The sequence below is a fragment of the Streptomyces sp. NPDC007856 genome, assembly GCF_042868225.1.
Taxonomy (GTDB): domain Bacteria; phylum Actinomycetota; class Actinomycetes; order Streptomycetales; family Streptomycetaceae; genus Streptomyces.
The window spans coordinates 178,491-196,651 of record NZ_JBIAEC010000003.1; the positions used below are offsets into that span (position 1 = coordinate 178,491).

14 protein-coding genes, 1 tRNA gene and 1 pseudogene are annotated in these 18,161 nt (G+C 70.8%); 8 read left to right on the forward strand and 8 right to left on the reverse strand.

Going from position 1 to position 18,161, the window contains the following annotated elements; translation table 11 throughout:
- Positions 1 to 234: 234 nt before the first annotated feature.
- Positions 235 to 1,512, forward strand: coding sequence for a serine--tRNA ligase (serS, locus tag ACFYOH_RS08880; RefSeq protein ID WP_388622627.1), 1,278 nt, complete (start codon positions 235 to 237; stop codon positions 1,510 to 1,512).
- On the forward strand, positions 1,509 to 2,309 hold the full coding sequence (locus ACFYOH_RS08885; protein WP_388622630.1) for an HAD family hydrolase: 801 nt from the start codon (positions 1,509 to 1,511) through the stop codon (positions 2,307 to 2,309). Before serS ends, ACFYOH_RS08885 begins: the two co-directional genes overlap by 4 nt.
- Positions 2,310 to 2,328: 19 nt before the next feature.
- Here ACFYOH_RS08885 and ACFYOH_RS08890 read toward each other — a convergent pair.
- From ACFYOH_RS08890 to ACFYOH_RS08915, 6 genes are all read right to left on the reverse strand, one after another.
- Positions 2,329 to 2,433 (reverse strand) — tRNA-OTHER (locus tag ACFYOH_RS08890).
- 238 nt (positions 2,434 to 2,671) lie between these two features.
- Positions 2,672 to 2,923 (reverse strand): hypothetical protein, encoded by a 252-nt coding sequence (locus ACFYOH_RS08895; protein ID WP_388622633.1) that lies wholly within the window; start codon positions 2,921 to 2,923, stop codon positions 2,672 to 2,674.
- Between the two features lie 78 nt (positions 2,924 to 3,001).
- Complete coding sequence (locus ACFYOH_RS08900) at positions 3,002 to 3,721, reverse strand: ABC transporter permease subunit (protein ID WP_388622635.1); 720 nt, start codon at positions 3,719 to 3,721, stop codon at positions 3,002 to 3,004.
- Between the two features lie 10 nt (positions 3,722 to 3,731).
- Positions 3,732 to 4,643, reverse strand: coding sequence for an ABC transporter ATP-binding protein (locus ACFYOH_RS08905; RefSeq protein WP_388622637.1), 912 nt, complete (start codon positions 4,641 to 4,643; stop codon positions 3,732 to 3,734).
- On the reverse strand, positions 4,640 to 5,557 hold the full coding sequence (locus ACFYOH_RS08910; protein WP_388622640.1) for an ABC transporter permease: 918 nt from the start codon (positions 5,555 to 5,557) through the stop codon (positions 4,640 to 4,642). Before ACFYOH_RS08910 ends, ACFYOH_RS08905 begins: the two co-directional genes overlap by 4 nt.
- The gene (locus tag ACFYOH_RS08915; RefSeq protein ID WP_388623834.1) at positions 5,547 to 6,527 is read right to left on the reverse strand and encodes an ABC transporter ATP-binding protein; all 981 of its coding nucleotides are present in this window, start codon (positions 6,525 to 6,527) and stop codon (positions 5,547 to 5,549) included. The genes ACFYOH_RS08910 and ACFYOH_RS08915 overlap by 11 nt, the downstream gene beginning before the upstream one ends.
- Positions 6,528 to 6,794: 267 nt before the next feature.
- Here ACFYOH_RS08915 and ACFYOH_RS08920 point away from each other — a divergent pair, with 267 nt between their 5' ends.
- The 6 genes and pseudogenes from ACFYOH_RS08920 (at position 6,795) to ACFYOH_RS08945 (ending at position 13,179) form a co-directional block, all read left to right on the forward strand.
- Entirely contained in the window at positions 6,795 to 7,637 is an 843-nt protein-coding gene (locus tag ACFYOH_RS08920) for a M24 family metallopeptidase (RefSeq protein WP_388622643.1), read from the forward strand.
- Positions 7,638 to 7,648: 11 nt separating this feature from the next.
- Complete coding sequence (locus ACFYOH_RS08925) at positions 7,649 to 9,400, forward strand: SDR family oxidoreductase (protein WP_388623837.1); 1,752 nt, start codon at positions 7,649 to 7,651, stop codon at positions 9,398 to 9,400.
- Between the two features lie 163 nt (positions 9,401 to 9,563).
- Positions 9,564 to 10,476: pseudogene (locus ACFYOH_RS08930) on the forward strand (MerR family transcriptional regulator).
- Positions 10,477 to 10,597: 121 nt separating this feature from the next.
- Entirely contained in the window at positions 10,598 to 11,146 is a 549-nt protein-coding gene (locus ACFYOH_RS08935; protein WP_388622645.1) for an RNA 2'-phosphotransferase, read from the forward strand.
- Positions 11,147 to 11,313: 167 nt separating this feature from the next.
- Entirely contained in the window at positions 11,314 to 12,216 is a 903-nt protein-coding gene (locus tag ACFYOH_RS08940) for an LLM class flavin-dependent oxidoreductase (RefSeq protein WP_388622647.1), read from the forward strand.
- Between the two features lie 72 nt (positions 12,217 to 12,288).
- Complete coding sequence (locus tag ACFYOH_RS08945) at positions 12,289 to 13,179, forward strand: HAD-IIB family hydrolase (protein WP_388622650.1); 891 nt, start codon at positions 12,289 to 12,291, stop codon at positions 13,177 to 13,179.
- Positions 13,180 to 13,225: 46 nt separating this feature from the next.
- Here the strand turns inward: ACFYOH_RS08945 and cydD are convergent, their stop codons facing one another.
- A complete protein-coding gene (gene cydD, locus ACFYOH_RS08950; RefSeq protein ID WP_388622653.1) occupies positions 13,226 to 17,071 on the reverse strand; it encodes a thiol reductant ABC exporter subunit CydD in 3,846 nt (1,281 codons plus the stop codon).
- Between the two features lie 59 nt (positions 17,072 to 17,130).
- Entirely contained in the window at positions 17,131 to 18,150 is a 1,020-nt protein-coding gene (gene cydB / locus ACFYOH_RS08955; RefSeq protein ID WP_388622656.1) for a cytochrome d ubiquinol oxidase subunit II, read from the reverse strand.
- Positions 18,151 to 18,161 lie beyond the last annotated feature (11 nt).

Consider the following 18,161-nt stretch of genomic DNA (forward strand, 5'->3'; position numbering starts at 1 on the left):
GGCTCACGAAGTGCCGTTCTCCACAAGGAAATCCGGTCAACCCAGCGCCAGGACGCTGCCCCGCCCCAGGGAGTGAGACACTTTTCCTTGACAGGTTCCGACGACTGTTTCGGTACGTTCCGACACGTTCCGCAATTTGCACATAGCGGAACGTAAGCGACAAGCGGGGGCGAATCGGAGCACCAGGGAATAGGGATTCGTGAGCGGCAAGCCCGCACCGGTAGCCTTGGCCTCGTGATTGACCTTCGCCTGCTCCGTGAGGACCCCGACCGTGTGCGCGCGTCCCAGCGCGCCCGTGGAGAGGACGTCGCGCTCGTCGACTCCCTCCTGTCTGCCGACGAGCGGCGCAGGTCCTCCGGCGTCCGCTTCGACGAGCTGCGTGCCGAGCAGAAGCAGCTCGGCAAGCTCATCCCCAAGGCCACCGGCGACGAGAAGGCCGAGCTGCTGAAGCGGGCGAGCCAGCTCGCCGCCGACGTGAAGGCCGCCGACGCCGAGCGCGACGCGGCCGACGCCGAGACCCAGGAACTGCTGCTCCAGCTCGGCAACCTCGTCCACCCCGACGTCCCCGTCGGCGGCGAGGAGGACTTCGCCACGCTGGAGACGCACGGCACGATCCGTGACTTCGGCGCCGAGGGCTTCGAGCCCAAGGACCACCTGGAGCTCGGCCAGCTGCTCGGCGCCATCGACGTCGAGCGCGGCGCCAAGGTCTCCGGCTCCCGCTTCTACTTCCTCACCGGCGTCGGCGCCCTGCTGGAGCTGGCCCTGGTGAACGCGGCGATGGCCCAGGCCACCGCGGCCGGCTTCACCCCGATGCTGACCCCGGCGCTGGTCCGCCCGCAGTCCATGGCGGGCACCGGCTTCCTCGGCCAGGCGGCCCAGGACGTCTACCACCTCGACAAGGACGACCTGTACCTGGTCGGCACCTCCGAGGTGCCGCTGGCGGCCTACCACATGGACGAGATCCTCGACGCCGACAAGCTGCCGCTGCGGTACGCCGGCTTCTCGCCCTGCTTCCGCCGCGAGGCCGGCTCGCACGGCAAGGACACGCGGGGCATCTTCCGTGTGCACCAGTTCGACAAGGTCGAGATGTTCTCCTACGTCGCGCCCGAGGACTCCCAGGCCGAGCACCAGCGGCTGCTGGAGTGGGAGAAGCAGTGGCTGACCTCGCTGGAGCTGCCGTTCCGCGTCATCGACGTCGCCTCCGGTGACCTCGGCGCCTCGGCCGCCCGCAAGTTCGACTGCGAGGCGTGGATCCCGACCCAGGGCAAGTACCGCGAGCTGACCTCGACCTCGGACTGCACCGAGTTCCAGTCCCGCCGCCTGTCGATCCGCGTCCGCGACGGCAAGCAGGTCAAGCCGCTCGCCACCCTGAACGGCACGCTGTGCGCGGTACCGCGCACGATCGTGGCGATCCTGGAGAACCACCAGCAGGCCGACGGCTCCGTCCGCGTCCCCGAGGTGCTGCGCCCGTACCTGGGCGGCCGGGAGGTCCTGGAGCCGGTCGCCAAGTGACCGGATTTCCCTACCGATTGATCGCGACCGACCTCGACGGAACGCTCCTGCGCTCCGACGAGTCGGTCTCGCAGCGCACCCGAGACGCGCTCGCCGCGGCCACCGCGGCGGGCGCGGCCCACATCGTCGTCACCGGCCGCGGGGTCCCGTGGACCCGCCACATCCTGGACGACCTCGGCTACGAGGGCCTCGCCGTCTGCGGCCAGGGCGCGCAGGTCTACGACGCCGGGGCGCACCGCCTGCTGACGTCGGTGACCCTGGACCGGCAGCTGGCGGGCGTGGCCCTGGCGAAGATCGAGTCCGAGGTGGGCCCGCTGTACCTGGCGGCCAGCCGCGACGGCCTCGACGGCGAGGTGCTGGTCGGCCCGGGCTACGCCGTCACGGGCACCCTCCCCGCCACTCCCTTCACGGACGCGTCCGACCTCTGGACGGCTCCGCTGACCAAGATCTACATCCAGCATCCGACGATGGGCGACGACGAGCTGGCGGAGGCCGCCAGGCAGGCCGCCGGCGGCTTCGTCACCGTGGCCTTGGCGGGCACGGGCATCGTGGAACTCCTTCCGCTGGGCCTGTCCAAGGCCACGGGGCTGTCTCTCGCCGCCCGCCGTCTCGGCCTGAAGGCCGCGGACACCATCGCCTTCGGCGACATGCCCAACGACATCCCGATGTTCGCCTGGGCCTCCCGGGGCGTGGCCATGGCCAACGCCCACGAGGAGCTGCGCGCGGTGGCCGACGAGGTGACCTCCTCCAACGAGGAGGACGGGATCGCGGTGGTGCTGGAACGGTGGCTGAGCTGAGCCTTTTCAGCTTCTTCTGCGGAGGATGCACGAATCGAACGTGCGCGGGCTTTCCAGGCCCGACCACGGCTGCTTTTGATCAAACACAGTGCAAACCGGTGCCTTACCACTCGGCCAATCCTCCGGGTGGGCGGCCCACGCGAGAGCGACATCGCGTGCTCGAAGCGGCCGCCCCGGGCTGCCCCTCGGGCTCCTCGGTGGGGTAACTACACCGGAGCCGGCCTCGGGCTGCCCTGTCGGGAGCGGGGCGTACTGCCGTGCATGGACATCGCCCAGCTCCTCTCCCAGATCGTGGAGCCGGGACGATCCCGGCGGATGGGGCACAACCACTCTGCCCCGCCGCCGGGTTGAACGCCACTGAATTACCGGCGGCGCCACCTGCGCCTGCGCGCCTTGCTGAAGAACCAGCCCGCCGGCGGCTCGTCCGAGCGCCAGGGCTGCGGCTGCGGCCCCTCGGCCCGCCAGCGGGCGGCGAGCATCCGGGCCCGCGCGGACGGCTCGGAGGTCTCGGCGCTCCGTATGAAGGCCTCGTCCAGGACCAGTTCGTCCAAGCCGTCCCAGACGTCGCCCTCGGAGCGCGCGTGCCCGTCGTTTCCCGGTATCTCCTCTGTCATCGACGGCCTCCCAGTCATACATGCGCTCTGTCCAGTGTGCCCGGACCGGTGTGAGGTCCCCGTCAAGCCGCCGGAGGCCTACTCCTCGCCCGCCAGCTTCAGCGTCCGCAGCTTCTGCCCGGCGTACCAGGTGGCCAGCACGGTCACCGCCACCAGCAGCACCGTGGCCGTCGGCAGGCCCACCTGCGAGGTCACCAGGTCACCGCCGGCGACCTTGTGGGCGACGGCCAGCGACCACTGCTGGACGCTGAGCGTGCGCGCGCCGGGCACCAGCGAGCCGAACAGCGCCTCCCAGACCAGCGCATAGACGAGCCCGAAGACCACCGCGTGCCGGGAGACCGTGCCGAGCAGCAGGAACAACGCCGAGTAGGCGATGGAGGAGACCAGCGCGGCGACCGTGTAGGCGACGGCGACCTGCTGGCCGTTGCCGTTGAGGATCAGGCCCGCGACCAGGGTCGGTACCGCCGAGAAGACCATGGTCACGGCGATGGCGACGATCAGCTTGGTGAAGATGATCGTGGGCCGTTTCAGCGGCTTGGACAGCAGATAGACGACGGAGCCGTCGTCGATCTCCGGTCCGATCGCGCCGGTGCCCGCGATGACGCCGATGATCGGCACCATCGTGGCGATCGCGAAACCGCCGAGCACGTCGGAGGCGGTCTGGTCGTCGGCTCCGGTCAGGCCGCGTACGGCCACGGAGATGACGATCAACAGCAGCGGCAGCGCGCCGAGGATGAGGGCCCGGCGGCGGCCGAGCAGGGCCCGGTAGGTGAGCCGGGCGACGGTGGGGTCGTACATCTTCGGCCTCCTACGCCGCGACCAGATACGAGAAGACGGACTCCAGGGACTCGTCGGACGGCGAGACCGTGAGCAGCCGGATGCCGTGGTCCCGGGCGACGCGCGGCAGCAGGGCGGTGAAGCGGCCGAAGTCGACGGCCTGGACGCGCAGCGCGCCCTCGGTCAGGTCGACCTCGATGCCGGCCGTCGAAGGGTCGGCGATCAGCGCGGCCGCGAGGGCGCGGTCGTCGCTGGAACGGACCAGGTAGCGGTGCGGGCGGTCGGTCATCAGCCGGCGGATCTTGCGGAAGTCGCCGCTGGCCGCGTGCCTGCCGGCGACGACGACCTCGATGTGCCGGGCGAGCTGTTCGACCTCTTCGAGGATGTGCGAGGAGAACAGCACCGTGCGGCCCTCGTCGCCCATATTCCGCAGCAGGTCCATCAGTTGCATGCGCTGGCGCGGGTCCATGCCGTTGAACGGCTCGTCCAGCAGGAGCAGCGACGGCTCGTGGACCAGCGCGCTGGCCATCTTCACGCGCTGCCGCATGCCCTTGGAGTACGTGGAGATCCGCCGGTCCTGCGCGTACTCCATCTCGACCGTCGCGAGGGCGCGTTGGGCGGCCTTGGCGCCGAGACCGTGCAACTCGGCGTTGGCGACCACGAATTCACGGCCGGTGAGGAAGTCGTACATCGCCTCGCGCTCGGGGACGATGCCGATGTGCCGGTAGATCTGCTCGTTGCGCCACACCGGCTGTCCGTCGAGGGTGACCGTGCCGGTGGAGGGGGCGAGGAAGCCGCCCATCATGTTGATCAGGGTGGACTTTCCGGCGCCGTTGGGTCCGAGCAGGCCGGTGACGCCGGGGCCGATGGTCATGGTGATGTCGTTGACGGCGACCACGTTGCCGAACCAACGCGAGACGTGGTCGATGCTGAGCGTGGTCACAGTCCCACCTTCTTGTAGCGGCGCATCAGCAGGCCGTAGCTGCCGGCGATCAGGGCGAGCACGACCAGGACGTAGACCATGCCCTGCCCGGTCGAGGGGCTGACCGCTCCGGGGTTGCGGGCGGTCGCGCCCAGGAAGGCCGACTGGACGCCGTCGATGAGGGTGATGGGCGAGAACAGGCCGATCCAGGGGATGGCGGAGGTGTGGTTCTGCACATCGGCGATGGCCTGGAGCGTGGAGACCGCGCCGTAGGAGATGATCAGTACGGCGATCACGGCGGCGATGCCGAAGCCGCGCCGCGGGGTGACGGCGGCGATGACCAGGCCGATGCCGGCGAAGAGCAGGGAGAGCAGGGCCACGGAGACCAGTCCCTCGGCGAATTCCTTCGTCTGGTGGGCGAAGCCCAGTTTGGCCAGCAGCGCGCCCACGTACATCACGAGCAGGGGAGCGGCGGTCAGGATGAAGACCGCCGAGGCGAGCGCGGCGAACTTGGCGCGTACGTAGTCGGCGGTCTCGATGGGCCGCGAGAAGTACAGCGGTACGGTCTTGAAGCGCAGGTCGCGGGAGACGGCCTGGGGTGCCTGCGCGGCGACGTACAGGCTGATCACGGCCTGCAGCATGATCGCGTAGCGGGTGTAGGCCACCGGCAGTTCGTGCGCCTTGGTGAAGACCGCGACGGCCACCATGATGGCCGCGGGCACGCACATCACGGCGAACAGCAGCATCGGCAGCACCTTGGTCTTGGCCGAGCGGCCGAGGCCGTAGGCGCCGCGCAGGGACTGTGCGTACAGGGAGCGGCGGGCGTAGGCACGGCCGAGCCGGGGGCCGTCGTAGCCGCGGTAGCCGATGTCGTGGATGCGGGTCTGGTCGCCCGCGGGTGAGGTCAGGGGCTGCACGGGGTGCTCAACGTCCATGGCCGACGGCCTCCTTCCGCTGGTCGTCGCCGCTGTGTTCGGCGCTGCTGGTGAACACCTCGGAGATGTGGTGCCGGCGCTGCTCCATGCGGACCAGGCCGAGGCCGAGGTCGGCGACGACGTCCCGGACCAGGTCGTACGTCTCCTCGCCCTGGGCGGTCAGCAGCAGGATGTGTCCGGCGCCGGGCAGTCCGGCGCCCTCGTTCTCGGTCTCCACCCCGCGCGCGTGGAGCTCGTCGCGGACCGCGCGGGTGCCGTCGGGGTGCGTGTCGCTGTCGGTGACCTCGATCGCGAGCGTGGTCGTGGTCTGGGTGAAGTCGGTCGTGGAGCTGGAGCGCAGGAGCTTGCCGCCGTCGATGACGACGACGTGGTCGCAGGTGCGCTCCAACTCGCCGAGGAGGTGGGAGGTGACCAGGACCGAGATGCCGAACTCGGTGTGGATGCGCCGGATCAGGCCGAGCATCTCGTCCCGGCCGACCGGGTCGAGGCCGTTGGTCGGCTCGTCCAGGAACACCAGCTTCGGGTCGTGCACCAGTGCCTGGGCGAGCTTGACCCGCTGCTTCATGCCGGTCGAGTAACCGCCGATGGGGCGGTAGCGCTCCTCGTACAGACCCACATGGCGCAGGGTGTCCGCGGTGCGCTCGCGGGCGGCGGTGGGCGGCAGGCCGGACATGCGCGCCATGTGGACGACGAACTCGGTGGCCGAGACGTCGGGCGGCAGGCAGTCGTGCTCCGGCATGTAGCCGACGCGCTCGCGGATGGCGCCGCCCTTGGAGGCGACGTCGAGGCCGAGCACCTCGGCGCGGCCCTCCGTGGCGGGGGACAGACCCAGCAGGATCTTGATCAGGGTGGACTTGCCGGCGCCGTTGGCTCCGACGAGTCCGGTCACACCGGGCCCGATGTCCACGGACAGCCGGTCGAGCGCGGTCACCCGGGGGAACCGCTTGCTCAGGCTTTCGGTCGCGATCACAGTCACGGCTACGACGGTAGTGATTCAGGCCACGCCGGTCGTCAGACCTCAGAGCCGTATTGGCGTCAGACCCAGGTATTACGGGGCCCTAGGGGACGCCACGCCTAAGGGTTACCCCGGGTTCTCCACAGCCCGTCATCCATCCTATTGACGCTGTCTCTAACAACTGTCACATTCACCAGTGTCAAGTTACGGACGAGTACGGCGGTCCACAGACGAGTCGGCGCATCGACGGGACAAGTCGACGACGCGACGGGACGGGGCGGCATGACGACGGCAGTGAGCAGTGAACTCCCCGTGGACTTGCGGGGGTTCAGGCGGGTGCAGCGCCTCGCCTACGAGTGCGCGGAGGCGGTCGCGACGCGGCTGGAGCCGGGCGTGACCGAGCGCGAGGCGGCGCGGATGCAGCGGGAGTGGCTGCGCGAGCGCGGGGTACGGGACTGGTTCCACCTGCCCTTCGCCTGGTTCGGCGACCGCACGGCGTTCGTGAACTTCCGCATACCCCTGCAGTTCTTCCCCACCGACCGCGCCCTGGCGCCCGGGATGCCGTTCATCCTGGACATGGCCCCGGTGTACGAGGGATACACGGCGGACATCGGCTACTCGGGCTCGCTCGGCGTCAATCCGGTGCAGGACCGGCTGATGGCCGACCTGGAGGCGCATCGTGAGCTGATCCTGCGCGAGGTGCGCGAGCGACGGCCGCTGCGCGAGATCTACGAGGACGTGGACCGGCTCATGGTCCGCCAGGGTTACGCCAACCGGCATCGCGCGTACCCGTTCGGCGTGATCGCCCACAAGGTGGACCGCGTGAAACAGCGCCGCTTCTCCCCCCACCTGTTCGGGTTCGGCACGCAGTCCCTGAAGGGTCTGGCCGCCGACGCGCTGCACGGCCACCGCGAGGGCTGGTCACCGCTGTGGTCGCCGTACCGCTTCTCCGACCATCCGCCGCAGCCGGGCCTGTGGGCGGTGGAACCGCATCTCGGCTTCCGGGGCACGGGCGCGAAGTTCGAGGAGATCCTCGTGGTCACCGACTCGAAGGACCCCGAGCAGAGCGCGTTCTGGCTGGACGACGATCTGCCGCACGTGCGGCGCTGGGCGGAGGAGAAGTGACGGCGGACGTGATGCTGAGGGGCGCGCGGGAGCGCCGGGTGGCGACCGGCGGGGTCGAGCTGTGCGTGGCCGAGCTGGGCGATCCGGAGCAGCCCACGGTGGTGCTGGTGCACGGCTATCCGGACAGCAAGGAGGTCTGGTCCGAAGTCGCCGTCCGCCTTGCCGACCGCTTCCATGTGGTCCTGTACGACGTCCGGGGCCACGGCCGTTCGACGGCGCCCAAGCCGCTGCGCGGCGGCTTCACACTGGCCAAGCTCACCGACGACTTCCTGGCCGTCGTGGACGCGGTGAGCCCGGACCGCCCGGCGCACCTGGTCGGGCACGACTGGGGTTCGGTGCAGTCCTGGGAGTTCGTCACGGTCGGCCGCACCGAGGGCCGTATCGCCTCCTTCACCTCGATCTCCGGCCCGTCCCTGGACCACTTCGGGCACTGGATCAACGCGCGCGTGCAGCGTCCGACGCCCCGCCGGCTGGGCCAGCTCCTCGGCCAGGGTGCCAAGTCCTGGTACGTGTATCTGCTGCACACTCCGGCCCTGCCGGAACTGGCCTGGCGCGGCCCGCTCGGCAAGCGCTGGCCGAAGATCCTCCAGCGGGTGGAGAAGGTCCCCTCCGGCGACTATCCGACCTCCTCGCTGCCCTCCGACGCGGCACACGGCGCCTGGCTGTACCGGGACAACGTCCGCGCCCGGCTGCTCAGGCCGCGCCCGGACGCGTACGCGCACGCGCCCGTGCAGCTCATCACGCCCCAGCAGGACGCGTTCCTCTCGGAGCGCCTGTACGACGACCTGGAGCGGTGGGTGCCCCGACTGACCCGCCGTACGCTCCCGGCCAAGCACTGGGTCCCGCGCAGCCGGCCCGATCAGCTCGCCTCCTGGATCGAGGAGTTCATCGTGTCCGTGGACGGCGGCCGCCCCGAACCGAAGGCCACCGGCCGCCATGCCGACCGGTTCGGCGGCCAGTTGGTCCTGATCACCGGGGCCGGCAGCGGCATCGGCCGGGCCACGGCGTTCGCGTTCGCGGAGGCCGGCGCGCGCGTGGTGGCCGTCGACCGCGACGCCGAGTCCGCCGCCCGCACCGCAGAGCTGTCCCGGCTGATCGGCGCGCCCGAGGCCTGGGCGGAGACGGCCGACGTCTCCGACGAGCAGGCGATGGAGAAGCTCGCGGAGAAGGTGCACCGCGAGTACGGCGTGCTGGACGTGCTGGTCAACAACGCGGGCATCGGACTGTCGGGCTCGTTCTTCGCCACCACCTCCGAGGACTGGCGCAAGGTCCTGGACGTCAATCTCTGGGGTGTGATCCACGGCTGCCGGCTCTTCGGCGCACGGATGGCCGAGCGTGGCCAGGGCGGCCATATCGTCAACATCGCCTCGGCGGCCGCGTTCCAGCCCTCGCGAGCTCTGCCCGCGTACAGCACCTCCAAGGCGGCGGTGCTGATGCTCTCCGAGTGCCTGCGCGCCGAACTCGCCGGGCAGGGCATCGGGGTGAGCGCGATCTGCCCCGGCATCGTCAACACGAACATCACCACGACGGCCCGCTTCGCCGGAGTGGACGAGGCGGAGGAGCGCCGCCGCCAGAAGAACTCCGCCCGCCTGTACGGCCTGCGCAACTACCCGCCGGAGAAGGTCGCCGAGTCGATCCTGGACGCCGTTGCCCGCAACCGGGCGGTCGTCCCGGTGACCCCGGAGGCACGGGGCGCGCATCTGTTGTCGCGCGTCATGCCCGGGGCGCTGCGGCGACTCGCGCGCGTGGAACCGAAGTTGTAAGAGCCGTCGAGGGGTGCGGGACCGTCGCCGGTGCCGGTGCCGGTGCCGGTCCGGGTCCGGCCGGTCGCGCTCCCCGTGCCCTTCGGGGCTTTCCACAGCCCCACCCCGGTCACCTGCCGGGGAACCCCAACGTGTCCGACATTCCACCCAGAAGGCCTATCGCATAGAGGGCTTGGCCCACCAGACCCGCACCACCGTGAGAACCATCCGCGCCTACCAGGACCGCGGCCTTCTCCCCCGCCCCGAACGCCGGGGCCGCGCGAATCTCTACTCCGAGGCGAACATCACCCGGCTCCACCAGATCGCCCACCTCCTCGACCGGGGCTACACCCTGGCATCGATCAAGGAGCTGCTGGACGCCTGGGACACCGGCCGTGGCCTGGGCGGGGTCCTCGGCCTGGTCACCGAGGTGGAGGGGCCGTGGACGGACGAGCGCCCCGACCGCATCACCCGCGCTGAACTGGACGCCCGCTTCGGCGGCGCACCCGACGCCGCCTCCGTGACCGGGGCGGTCGAACTCGGCGTACTGGTGCGGATCGACGGGACCCGGACGCGTTCCTCGTGCCGAGCCCCAAGAGCTCTCCGTGGCGGTCGAGTTGCACGCGGCAGGTGTATTGCTCTCTGCGATCGCCGGTCACCTAAGGGAGTTGAGAGGGCAAGTCGAGCACATCGCCGCCCGTTTCCTGGAGTTCACCACCGAGCACGTCTTCGCCCGTTACCTGGAAGACCCCGGCCACCGTACGGACACGCACGCGGCGGAAGCCGCAGCGCTGGGGCGCCGGCTACGCCCGCTGGCGCAGCGGACGGTGGACGCCGAACTTGTCCGTGCCATGCGTGCATTGGCCACTCGGCATCTGCGCACACATGTGGTTGCGGGGCCACCCGCGCAAGACCCCTCCGGGAGCCGTCCCGTCGCGCTGCCCGCTGAGACGATAGGCGCTGTGGAAGGGCTTGTTGGACGTGCAGCTGTCTCCGAGTTCCCCGCGCTTGCAGCCGAACGCGAGGTGGGGGCCCGCGCCTTGGACCGTCTCGCCTCAAACTCTGTGTACGGAAGGGAACTTCGCGAATCACCCTAATCGGCATGCGCCTTGTCCACAGACCCATCAACTTAGCTGTGGATAACACTACTTGGTTGTGGATCAAACCTGCGAAGGAAAACAACCTGCGTGATCCATGTCTCTCCCGCAGTCTGGACACATGGACGAAAGACGCACCGTGAAGGTGTCGAAGTATCTCTCCAAACACCTGCGCCACCAACCGGAGCGCATCGGGCTCACCCTGGATCCGGGCGGCTGGGTGGAGATCGACACCCTGATCGCCGCGGCCGCCGCCCACGGCTTCCGGTTCACGCGCGAGGAACTGGACCACGTGGTGGCCGCCAACGACAAACAGCGCTTCGCGATCGAGGGCAGCCGGATCCGCGCCAGCCAGGGCCACAGCGTCGAGGTCGACCTCGGCCTGCCCCCGTCGACCCCGCCGCCGTATCTCTACCACGGGACCGTCGCCGGCAACCTGGACGCGATCCGGGCGGACGGGCTCAGGCCCATGAGCCGGCACGACGTCCACCTCTCCGCCGACCGCGAGACCGCCACCCGGGTCGGCGCCCGGCGCGGCCGCCCCGTCGTGCTCACCGTCGACGCCGGAGCCATGCACCGCGACGGCCACATCTTCCACGTCAGCGCCAACGGCGTCTGGCTGACGAAGGCCGTACCCCCGCGCTACCTGCGCTTTCCGGGCCCGCGCTGAACGTGCGACCCCGCGGTCGACGGCCCCCAGGCCTACACGGGCACCGTCCCGCCGTCATGATCCGTGGCATTGACCAAAGTCCGAGCCCACGCGCCAGTCCGTGGCTGAGCAGCCGCGTACGGTGACCGTTTGGTCCGTTGTCGGCGGGTCCCCGTACTCTCGGACGCATGAGTCTGCGTCTGAGCACCGTGATCCTGCCGTACCGCCGCTGGAGCGAGGGCGGCCGTTCGGCCTGGGTGCGGGCCGAGCAGCTCGGCTTCCACACCGCGTACACCTACGACCATCTGTCCTGGCGCAGCTTCCGTGACGGCCCGTGGTTCGGCGCGGTCCCGACGCTGACCGCCGCCGCTGCCGCCACCGAGCGGCTGCGCCTCGGCACGCTGGTGACCTCGCCGAACTTCCGGCACCCGGTGACCCTCGCGAAGGAGCTGATCTCCCTCGACGACATCTCCGGCGGCCGGATCACGCTCGGCATCGGCGCCGGCGGCACCGGCTTCGACGCGACGGCGCTGGGCCAGGAGCCGTGGAGCCCGCGCGAGCGCGCCGACCGGTTCGCCGAGTTCGTGCCGCTGCTGGACCGGCTCCTCACCGAGGACGCGGTGTCGCACGAGGGCCGCTTCTACTCGGCGCACGAGGCCCGGAACATCCCGGGCTGTGTGCAGCGGCCCCGGCTGCCGTTCGCGGTGGCGGCCACTGGCCCGCGCGGCCTCAAGCTCGCCGCGCGGCACGGCCAGGCGTGGGTGACCACCGGCGACCCGAAGCTGTACGAGAACGGCACCCCGGAGCAGTCCGTCGAGGCCCTGCGCGGCCAGCTCGCCAAGCTGTCCGAGGCCTGCGCGGACGCCGGGCGGGACGTGGCCGGCTTGGACAAGATCCTGCTCACGGGCTTCACCCCGGACCGCGCCCGGCCGCTTCGCTCCCTGGACGCCTTCGTGGACTTCGCCGGCCGGCACCGGGAACTCGGCTTCACCGAGATCGTGATCCACTGGCCCATCCCGGACTCCGACTTCGCCGCGGACCAGAAGGTCTTCGAGCAGATCGCCATGGAGGCCACCGCCCAGCTGGACTGACCGGTACAGCGGCGAGGGCCGGGCGTCATCTGTGTCTCATCTGTGCGGAGTTCCGCACGGCCGTGCGGGCATATGCGCGAGAATGACCGGGTGACCTCAGCGACGACCAGACAGCCCGGGACCCCGTCCGCCGCCGTACGGCCGCGGCTGATCGCCACCGACCTCGACGGCACCCTGCTGCGCGACGACAAGTCGGTCTCCCCGCGGACCGTGGCCGCGCTGGCCGCCGCCGAGGATGCGGGCGTCGAGGTCTTCTTCGTCACCGGCCGCCCGGCCCGCTGGATGGACGTCGTCAGCGACCACGTCCACGGTCACGGCCTGGCGATCTGCGGCAACGGCGCCGCCGTGGTCGACCTGCACGGCGGCCCCGGCGCCCACCGCTTCGTGAAGGTGCGCGAACTGGCGCGCCACAACGCCCTGGACGCCGTACGGCTGCTGCGCGAGGCGGCGCCCGGCACGGTGTTCGCGGTGGAGCAGACGTACGGCTTCCACCAGGAGCCGGACTACCCCAAGCTGCACATGGAGACACCGGACAACCTCCTGCCCGCCGAGCGCCTCCTCGCCCCCGACGGCCCGGACGCCGACCAGCCCGTGCTCAAGATCCTGGCCTACCACCCGGATCTCGACCCGGACGCCTTCCTTACCCTCGCCCGGCTCGCGATCGGCGGCCGCGCCAACGTCACCCGCTCCAGCCCCAGCGCCCTGCTGGAACTGAGCGGCCCCGACGTCTCCAAGGCCAGCACGCTCGCCCTGTGCTGCGCCGAGCGCGGTATCTCGCACGAGGAGGTCGTCGCCTTCGGCGACATGCCCAACGACGTCGAGATGCTGACCTGGGCCGGCCAGTCGTACGCGATGGGCAACGCCCACCCGGACGTCGTCGCCGCCGCGTCGGGCCGAACGGTCGCCAACAACGAGGACGGCGTCGCCGTGGTGATCGAGCAACTGCTCGCCGACCACTTCTGAAACGCCCCCTTCAACACGGCCAGTAGGGCGGATACGGCCACACGGGTCACCGCGCCCCGACCAGTGACTCCGTCTCCGCCTCCCGCCGCGCGAGCGCCCGCAGCGGCCCGTCCACCGCGAGAAGCTCCGCGTAGGTTCCCCGCTGCACCACCCGGCCCGCGTCGAGCACGATCACCTCGTCCACCGCCTCCAGCCCCGCCAGTCGGTGCGTGATCAACAGCGTCGTACGGCCCTCGGTGGCGGCCAGCAGATCCGCGGTCAGCGCGTCGGCCGTCGGCAGGTCCAGATGCTCGGCGGGCTCGTCGAGGACCAGGACGGGGAAGTCGGCCAGCAGGGCGCGCGCCAGCGCCAGCCGCTGCCGCTGACCGCCGGACAGACGGGCCCCGTGCTCACCGACCAGCGTGTCCAGACCGTCGGGCAGCCTGTCCACCCAGTCCAGCAGCCGGGCCCGGTCCAGCGCGCGGCGCAGATCGGCCTCGTCGGCGTCCTTCCTGGCCAGCAGCAGGTTCTCGCGCACCGAGCTGTCGAAGAGATGCGCGTCCTGCGCACACAGCCCGACGAGCCGCCGTACGTCGTCACCGGCCAACGCGTACGCGTCCACACCGGCGAGCGTGTACGAGCCGTCCATCGGGTCGAGGAAGCGCAGCAGCACCTGGGCGAGGGTCGTCTTCCCGGCACCGGACGCCCCGACCACCGCGACCCGCCGCCCCTCCTCCAGCGTGAGATCGAAGCCGGCCAGTGCCTCCCGCCGCTGCCCCTCGTACCGCGCGGCAAGTCCCTTGACCACCACCGGGAACGGCGATGCAGGCGCCTGCCGGGGCCGCTCGGGTTCGCGCACGGGCTCGGGAGCGTCCAGTACCTCGTGCACACGCTCCGCGCTCTGCCGCACCCGCTGCCGGTGGCGCACGGCGAGCGGCAGCCCCAGTACGGCCTCGAAGGCGGCCAGGGGGGTGAGGACGACCACGGCCATCGCCACGCCGCCGAGCCGGCCCGCGGCCACCGCCTGGGCGCCGAGCAGGGCGGCTGCCGTGACGGTCAGGCCGGAGATCAGCGCGGTGAGCCCATCGCCGAGCGCCGTCACGGCGGCGGTACGGGAGGCGATCCGGGTGAGGGTGCCGTCGGCGCGCCGGGCCGCGTCCGTACGGGCGGGCAGCGCCCCGGCGACGGTCAGCTCGGCGGTGCCGGTGAGCACGTCGGTGACGCGGGTGGCGAGGGCGCCCCGGGCCGGGGCCAGCCGGCGCTCGGTCCGCCGGGCCACGGTCGCGGTGACGAGCGGGACACCGGCGCCGGCCGCCACGAGACCCGCGGCGAGGGCGGCGCCGGCCTCGGGGAGCAGCCAGACCGTGAAGCCCACGGAGGCGGCGGAGACGACGACGGCGACGGATGCGGGCAGCAACCAGCGCAGCCAGTAGTCCTGCAGCTCGTCGACGTCCGCGACCAGCCGGGTGAGCAGATCGCCGCGCCGGGCGGACCGCAGCCCCGCAGGCGCGAGCCGCTCCAGGCGCCGGTACACGGCGACCCGGGTGTCGGCCAGCATCCGCAGCACGGCGTCATGCGACACCAGCCGCTCGGCGTACCGGAACACGGCCCGCCCGATCCCGAAGGCCCGCGTGGCCGTCACCGCCACCATCAGATACAGCACCGGAGGCTGCTGCGACGCTCGCGAGATGAGCCATCCCGAGGTCGCCATCAGCCCGACGGCACTACCGAGCGCGAGGCTGCCGAGCACCGCCGCCCACATCAGCCGCCCCCGCCGCGGCCCGGCAAGCGCCCGAACCCGCGCCAGCACACGCCGGGACCGGGCCGAGGCCACCTGCCCGCGCAGGACCGCCGCCGACCCAATCCCCACCTGCCCCAGCCGATCCCGCTCCGGCTCACCGACCCCGAAGTCCTGCGAGCCACCATCCAGCTGGCCGAACCCGGGACCTTGCGGTCCCTCTTCCAGCCCACCGAGGCGACCGGCCTCCAGGTCACCATCCAGCCCATCGAAGCGACCGGCCTGCAGGTCACCATCCAGCCCACTGAGCCCAGCGAGCGAGGGTCCACTCTCCACCCCACTGAGCCCGGACACCGACGGACCACTCTCCAGGCCACCGGGCCCGGACACCGAAGGGCCACCTTCCAGCTCACCGAGTCGGGTGGCGGGTGGGCGAGGACGGGGGTCCAGGAGGCGGAGCCCCCTGGCAGGCCGGCCGCAGCTCCGGGCACTCGACACCTCCGCGCTCAACAGCCCCGCGCTCGACACCTCCGCGCTCGACAACCCGCCGCTCTCCAGCCGCACCACCCGATCCGCAACCTCCAGCAAGGCCGGCCGGTGCACCACCACCAGCACCGTTCGGCCCACCGAAAGCTTCCGTACCGCCGCCACGACCTCCGCCTCCGTCCCCCCGTCCAGCGAGGCCGTCGGCTCGTCCAACAACAGCATGGGCCGGTCGGCGAGAAAGGCGCGGGCAAGAGCCAGCCGCTGCCGCTGCCCCGCCGACAGCCCGGCCCCGTCCTCCCCGAGCACGGTCTCTGCCCCGTCAGGCAACGCATCCACGAACTCCAGCGCACCGGCATCCCGCAGCGCCTGCCGTACGGCTCGGTCGTCCGCCTCGGGCCGCGCCAGCCGTACGTTCTCCGCGATGGTCCCGGCATACAGATGCGGCCGCTGCGGCACCCACGCGATCCGCGACCGCCACTCCTCCAGATCGAGGTCCGCAAGATCGACTCCCCCCACCCGCACTCGACCCTCGCTGGGGGAGACGAACCCGAGCAGTACGTTGAGCAGCGTCGACTTACCCACTCCGCTCGGCCCCACCAAAGCGACCGTCTCACCGGGCTCGACGCTGAACGACACCTCCGTCACGGCGTCCGCCGAACGACCGGAGTAGCGAACAGTGACCCCCTCGAAGGCCACGGCGCCAGACGCGACCGCACCCGTGCCGGACGCCGGAACCGGCGTCTGCAGCACGCTGAAGATCTCCTCCGCCGCAGCCAGCCCCTCCGCGGCCGCGTGGTACTGCGCGCCGACCTGCCGCAACGGAAGGTACGCCTCGGGCGCCAGCACGAGGATCACCAGGCCGATGTACAGATCCATGTCACCGTGCACGAGCCGCATGCCGATCGTCACCGCGACCAGGGCGACCGACAGCGTGGAGAGCAACTCCAGCGCGAAGGAGGAGAGGAAGGCGATTCGCAGGGTCCGCATAGTGGCCTGCCGGTACTCGCCAGTGATCCGGCGGATGGACTCGGCCTGCGCCTTGGCCCGGCCGAACACCTTCAGTGTGGGCAGTCCGGCGACCACGTCCAGGAAGTGCCCGGACAACCGCGACAGCAGCCGCCACTGACGGTCCATCCGGGACTGGGTGGCCCAGCCGATCAACATCATGAACAGCGGGATGAGAGGCAGGGTGCCGACGATGATCGCCGCCGACACCCAATCCTCGGTGACGATCCGCGCCAGCACCGCCACCGGTACGACCACCGCGAGCCCCAACTGCGGCAGATAGCGCGAGAAATAGTCATCGAGGGCGTCGACCCCGCGCGTGGCCAGCGTGACCAGCGAACCGGTGCGCTGCCCCGCCAGCCACCCGGGACCGAGCGCCGCCGCCCGGTCGAGGAGCCGCCCCCGCAGTTCGGACTTCACCGCCGCACTCGCCCGATGGGCGGCGAGTTCGGTGAGCCACGCGACAACCGACCGGCCCACGGCCACGACGGCCAACAGCACCAGGGGAGTGCACAGCTCAGCGACTGACTGCCCGTGCTGGAACGCACCGACGACGACCTCGGCGATGAGCATCGCCTGGCCGATGACCAGCCCCGCACCGACGGCTCCCAGACCGACGACCGCCACGAGGAAGAAGCGCGTGGCGCGGGCGTACCGCAGCAGACGTGGATCGATTGGTTTCACGTGAAACGTGCCCTTCGGCCCAGAGGGTGTGTTTCACGTGAAACACACCCTCGACGGACTCAGTGCGCGGTGCCGGCCGCAGCCTCGGGAGCGATGTGCTGCGTGCCGATCCGCTTGCGGAAGACCCAGTAGGTCCAGCCCTGATAGAGCACCACCAGAGGCGTGGCGACGGCCGCCAGCCACGTCATGATCTTCAGGGTGTAGGGGCTCGACGAGGCGTTGGTGACCGTGAGGCTCCAGTCCCCGTTGAGCGTGGACGGCATGACGTTCGGGAAGAGCGAAAGGAAGAGCATGGCCACGGCGGCCACGATGGTGACGCCGGACAGCGTGAACGCCCATCCCTCACGCCCGAACTGGTTGGCCACCAGTGCGGACACCAGGGCGGCGACCGCCACGACAAGCGCCACCAGGCTCTTGCCGTCACCGCTGTGGGCCTGCGTCCACAGCAGGAAGGCGAGCGCCACGACGGCCGTGACGAGACCGACCCACAGCGCCAGCTTCCGTGCCCGCACCCGGATGTCTCCCACGGTCTTGAGCGCGGTGAAGACCGCCCCGTGGAAGGTGAACAGCGTGAGCGTGACCAGTCCGCCGAGCAAGGCGTAGGGGTTGAGCAGGTCCCCGACGCTGCCGACGTACTCGAAGTGCTGGTCGATCTTCACTCCCCGCACGATGTTCCCGAAGGCCACGCCCCACAGGAACGCCGGGATCAGCGAGGTCCAGAAGATCGCCGTCTCCCAGTTGCGCTGCCAGTTCTCCTCGGGCCGCTTGGCCCGGTACTCGAAGGCGACACCCCGGACGATCAGGCAGACCAGGATGACCAGCAGCGGCAGATAGAAGCCGGAGAAGAGGGTGGCGTACCACTCCGGGAACGCGGCGAAGGTCGCGCCGCCGGCCGTGAGCAGCCACACCTCGTTGCCGTCCCAGACGGGCCCGATGGTATTGATCAGCACCCGCCGCTCCGGCCGGTTGCGGGCCAGCAGCTTGGTGAGGATGCCGACCCCGAAGTCGAAGCCCTCCAGGAAGAAGTAGCCGGTCCACAGGACGGCGATCAGGACGAACCAGACGTCGTGAAGTTCCATGACTGTTCCCT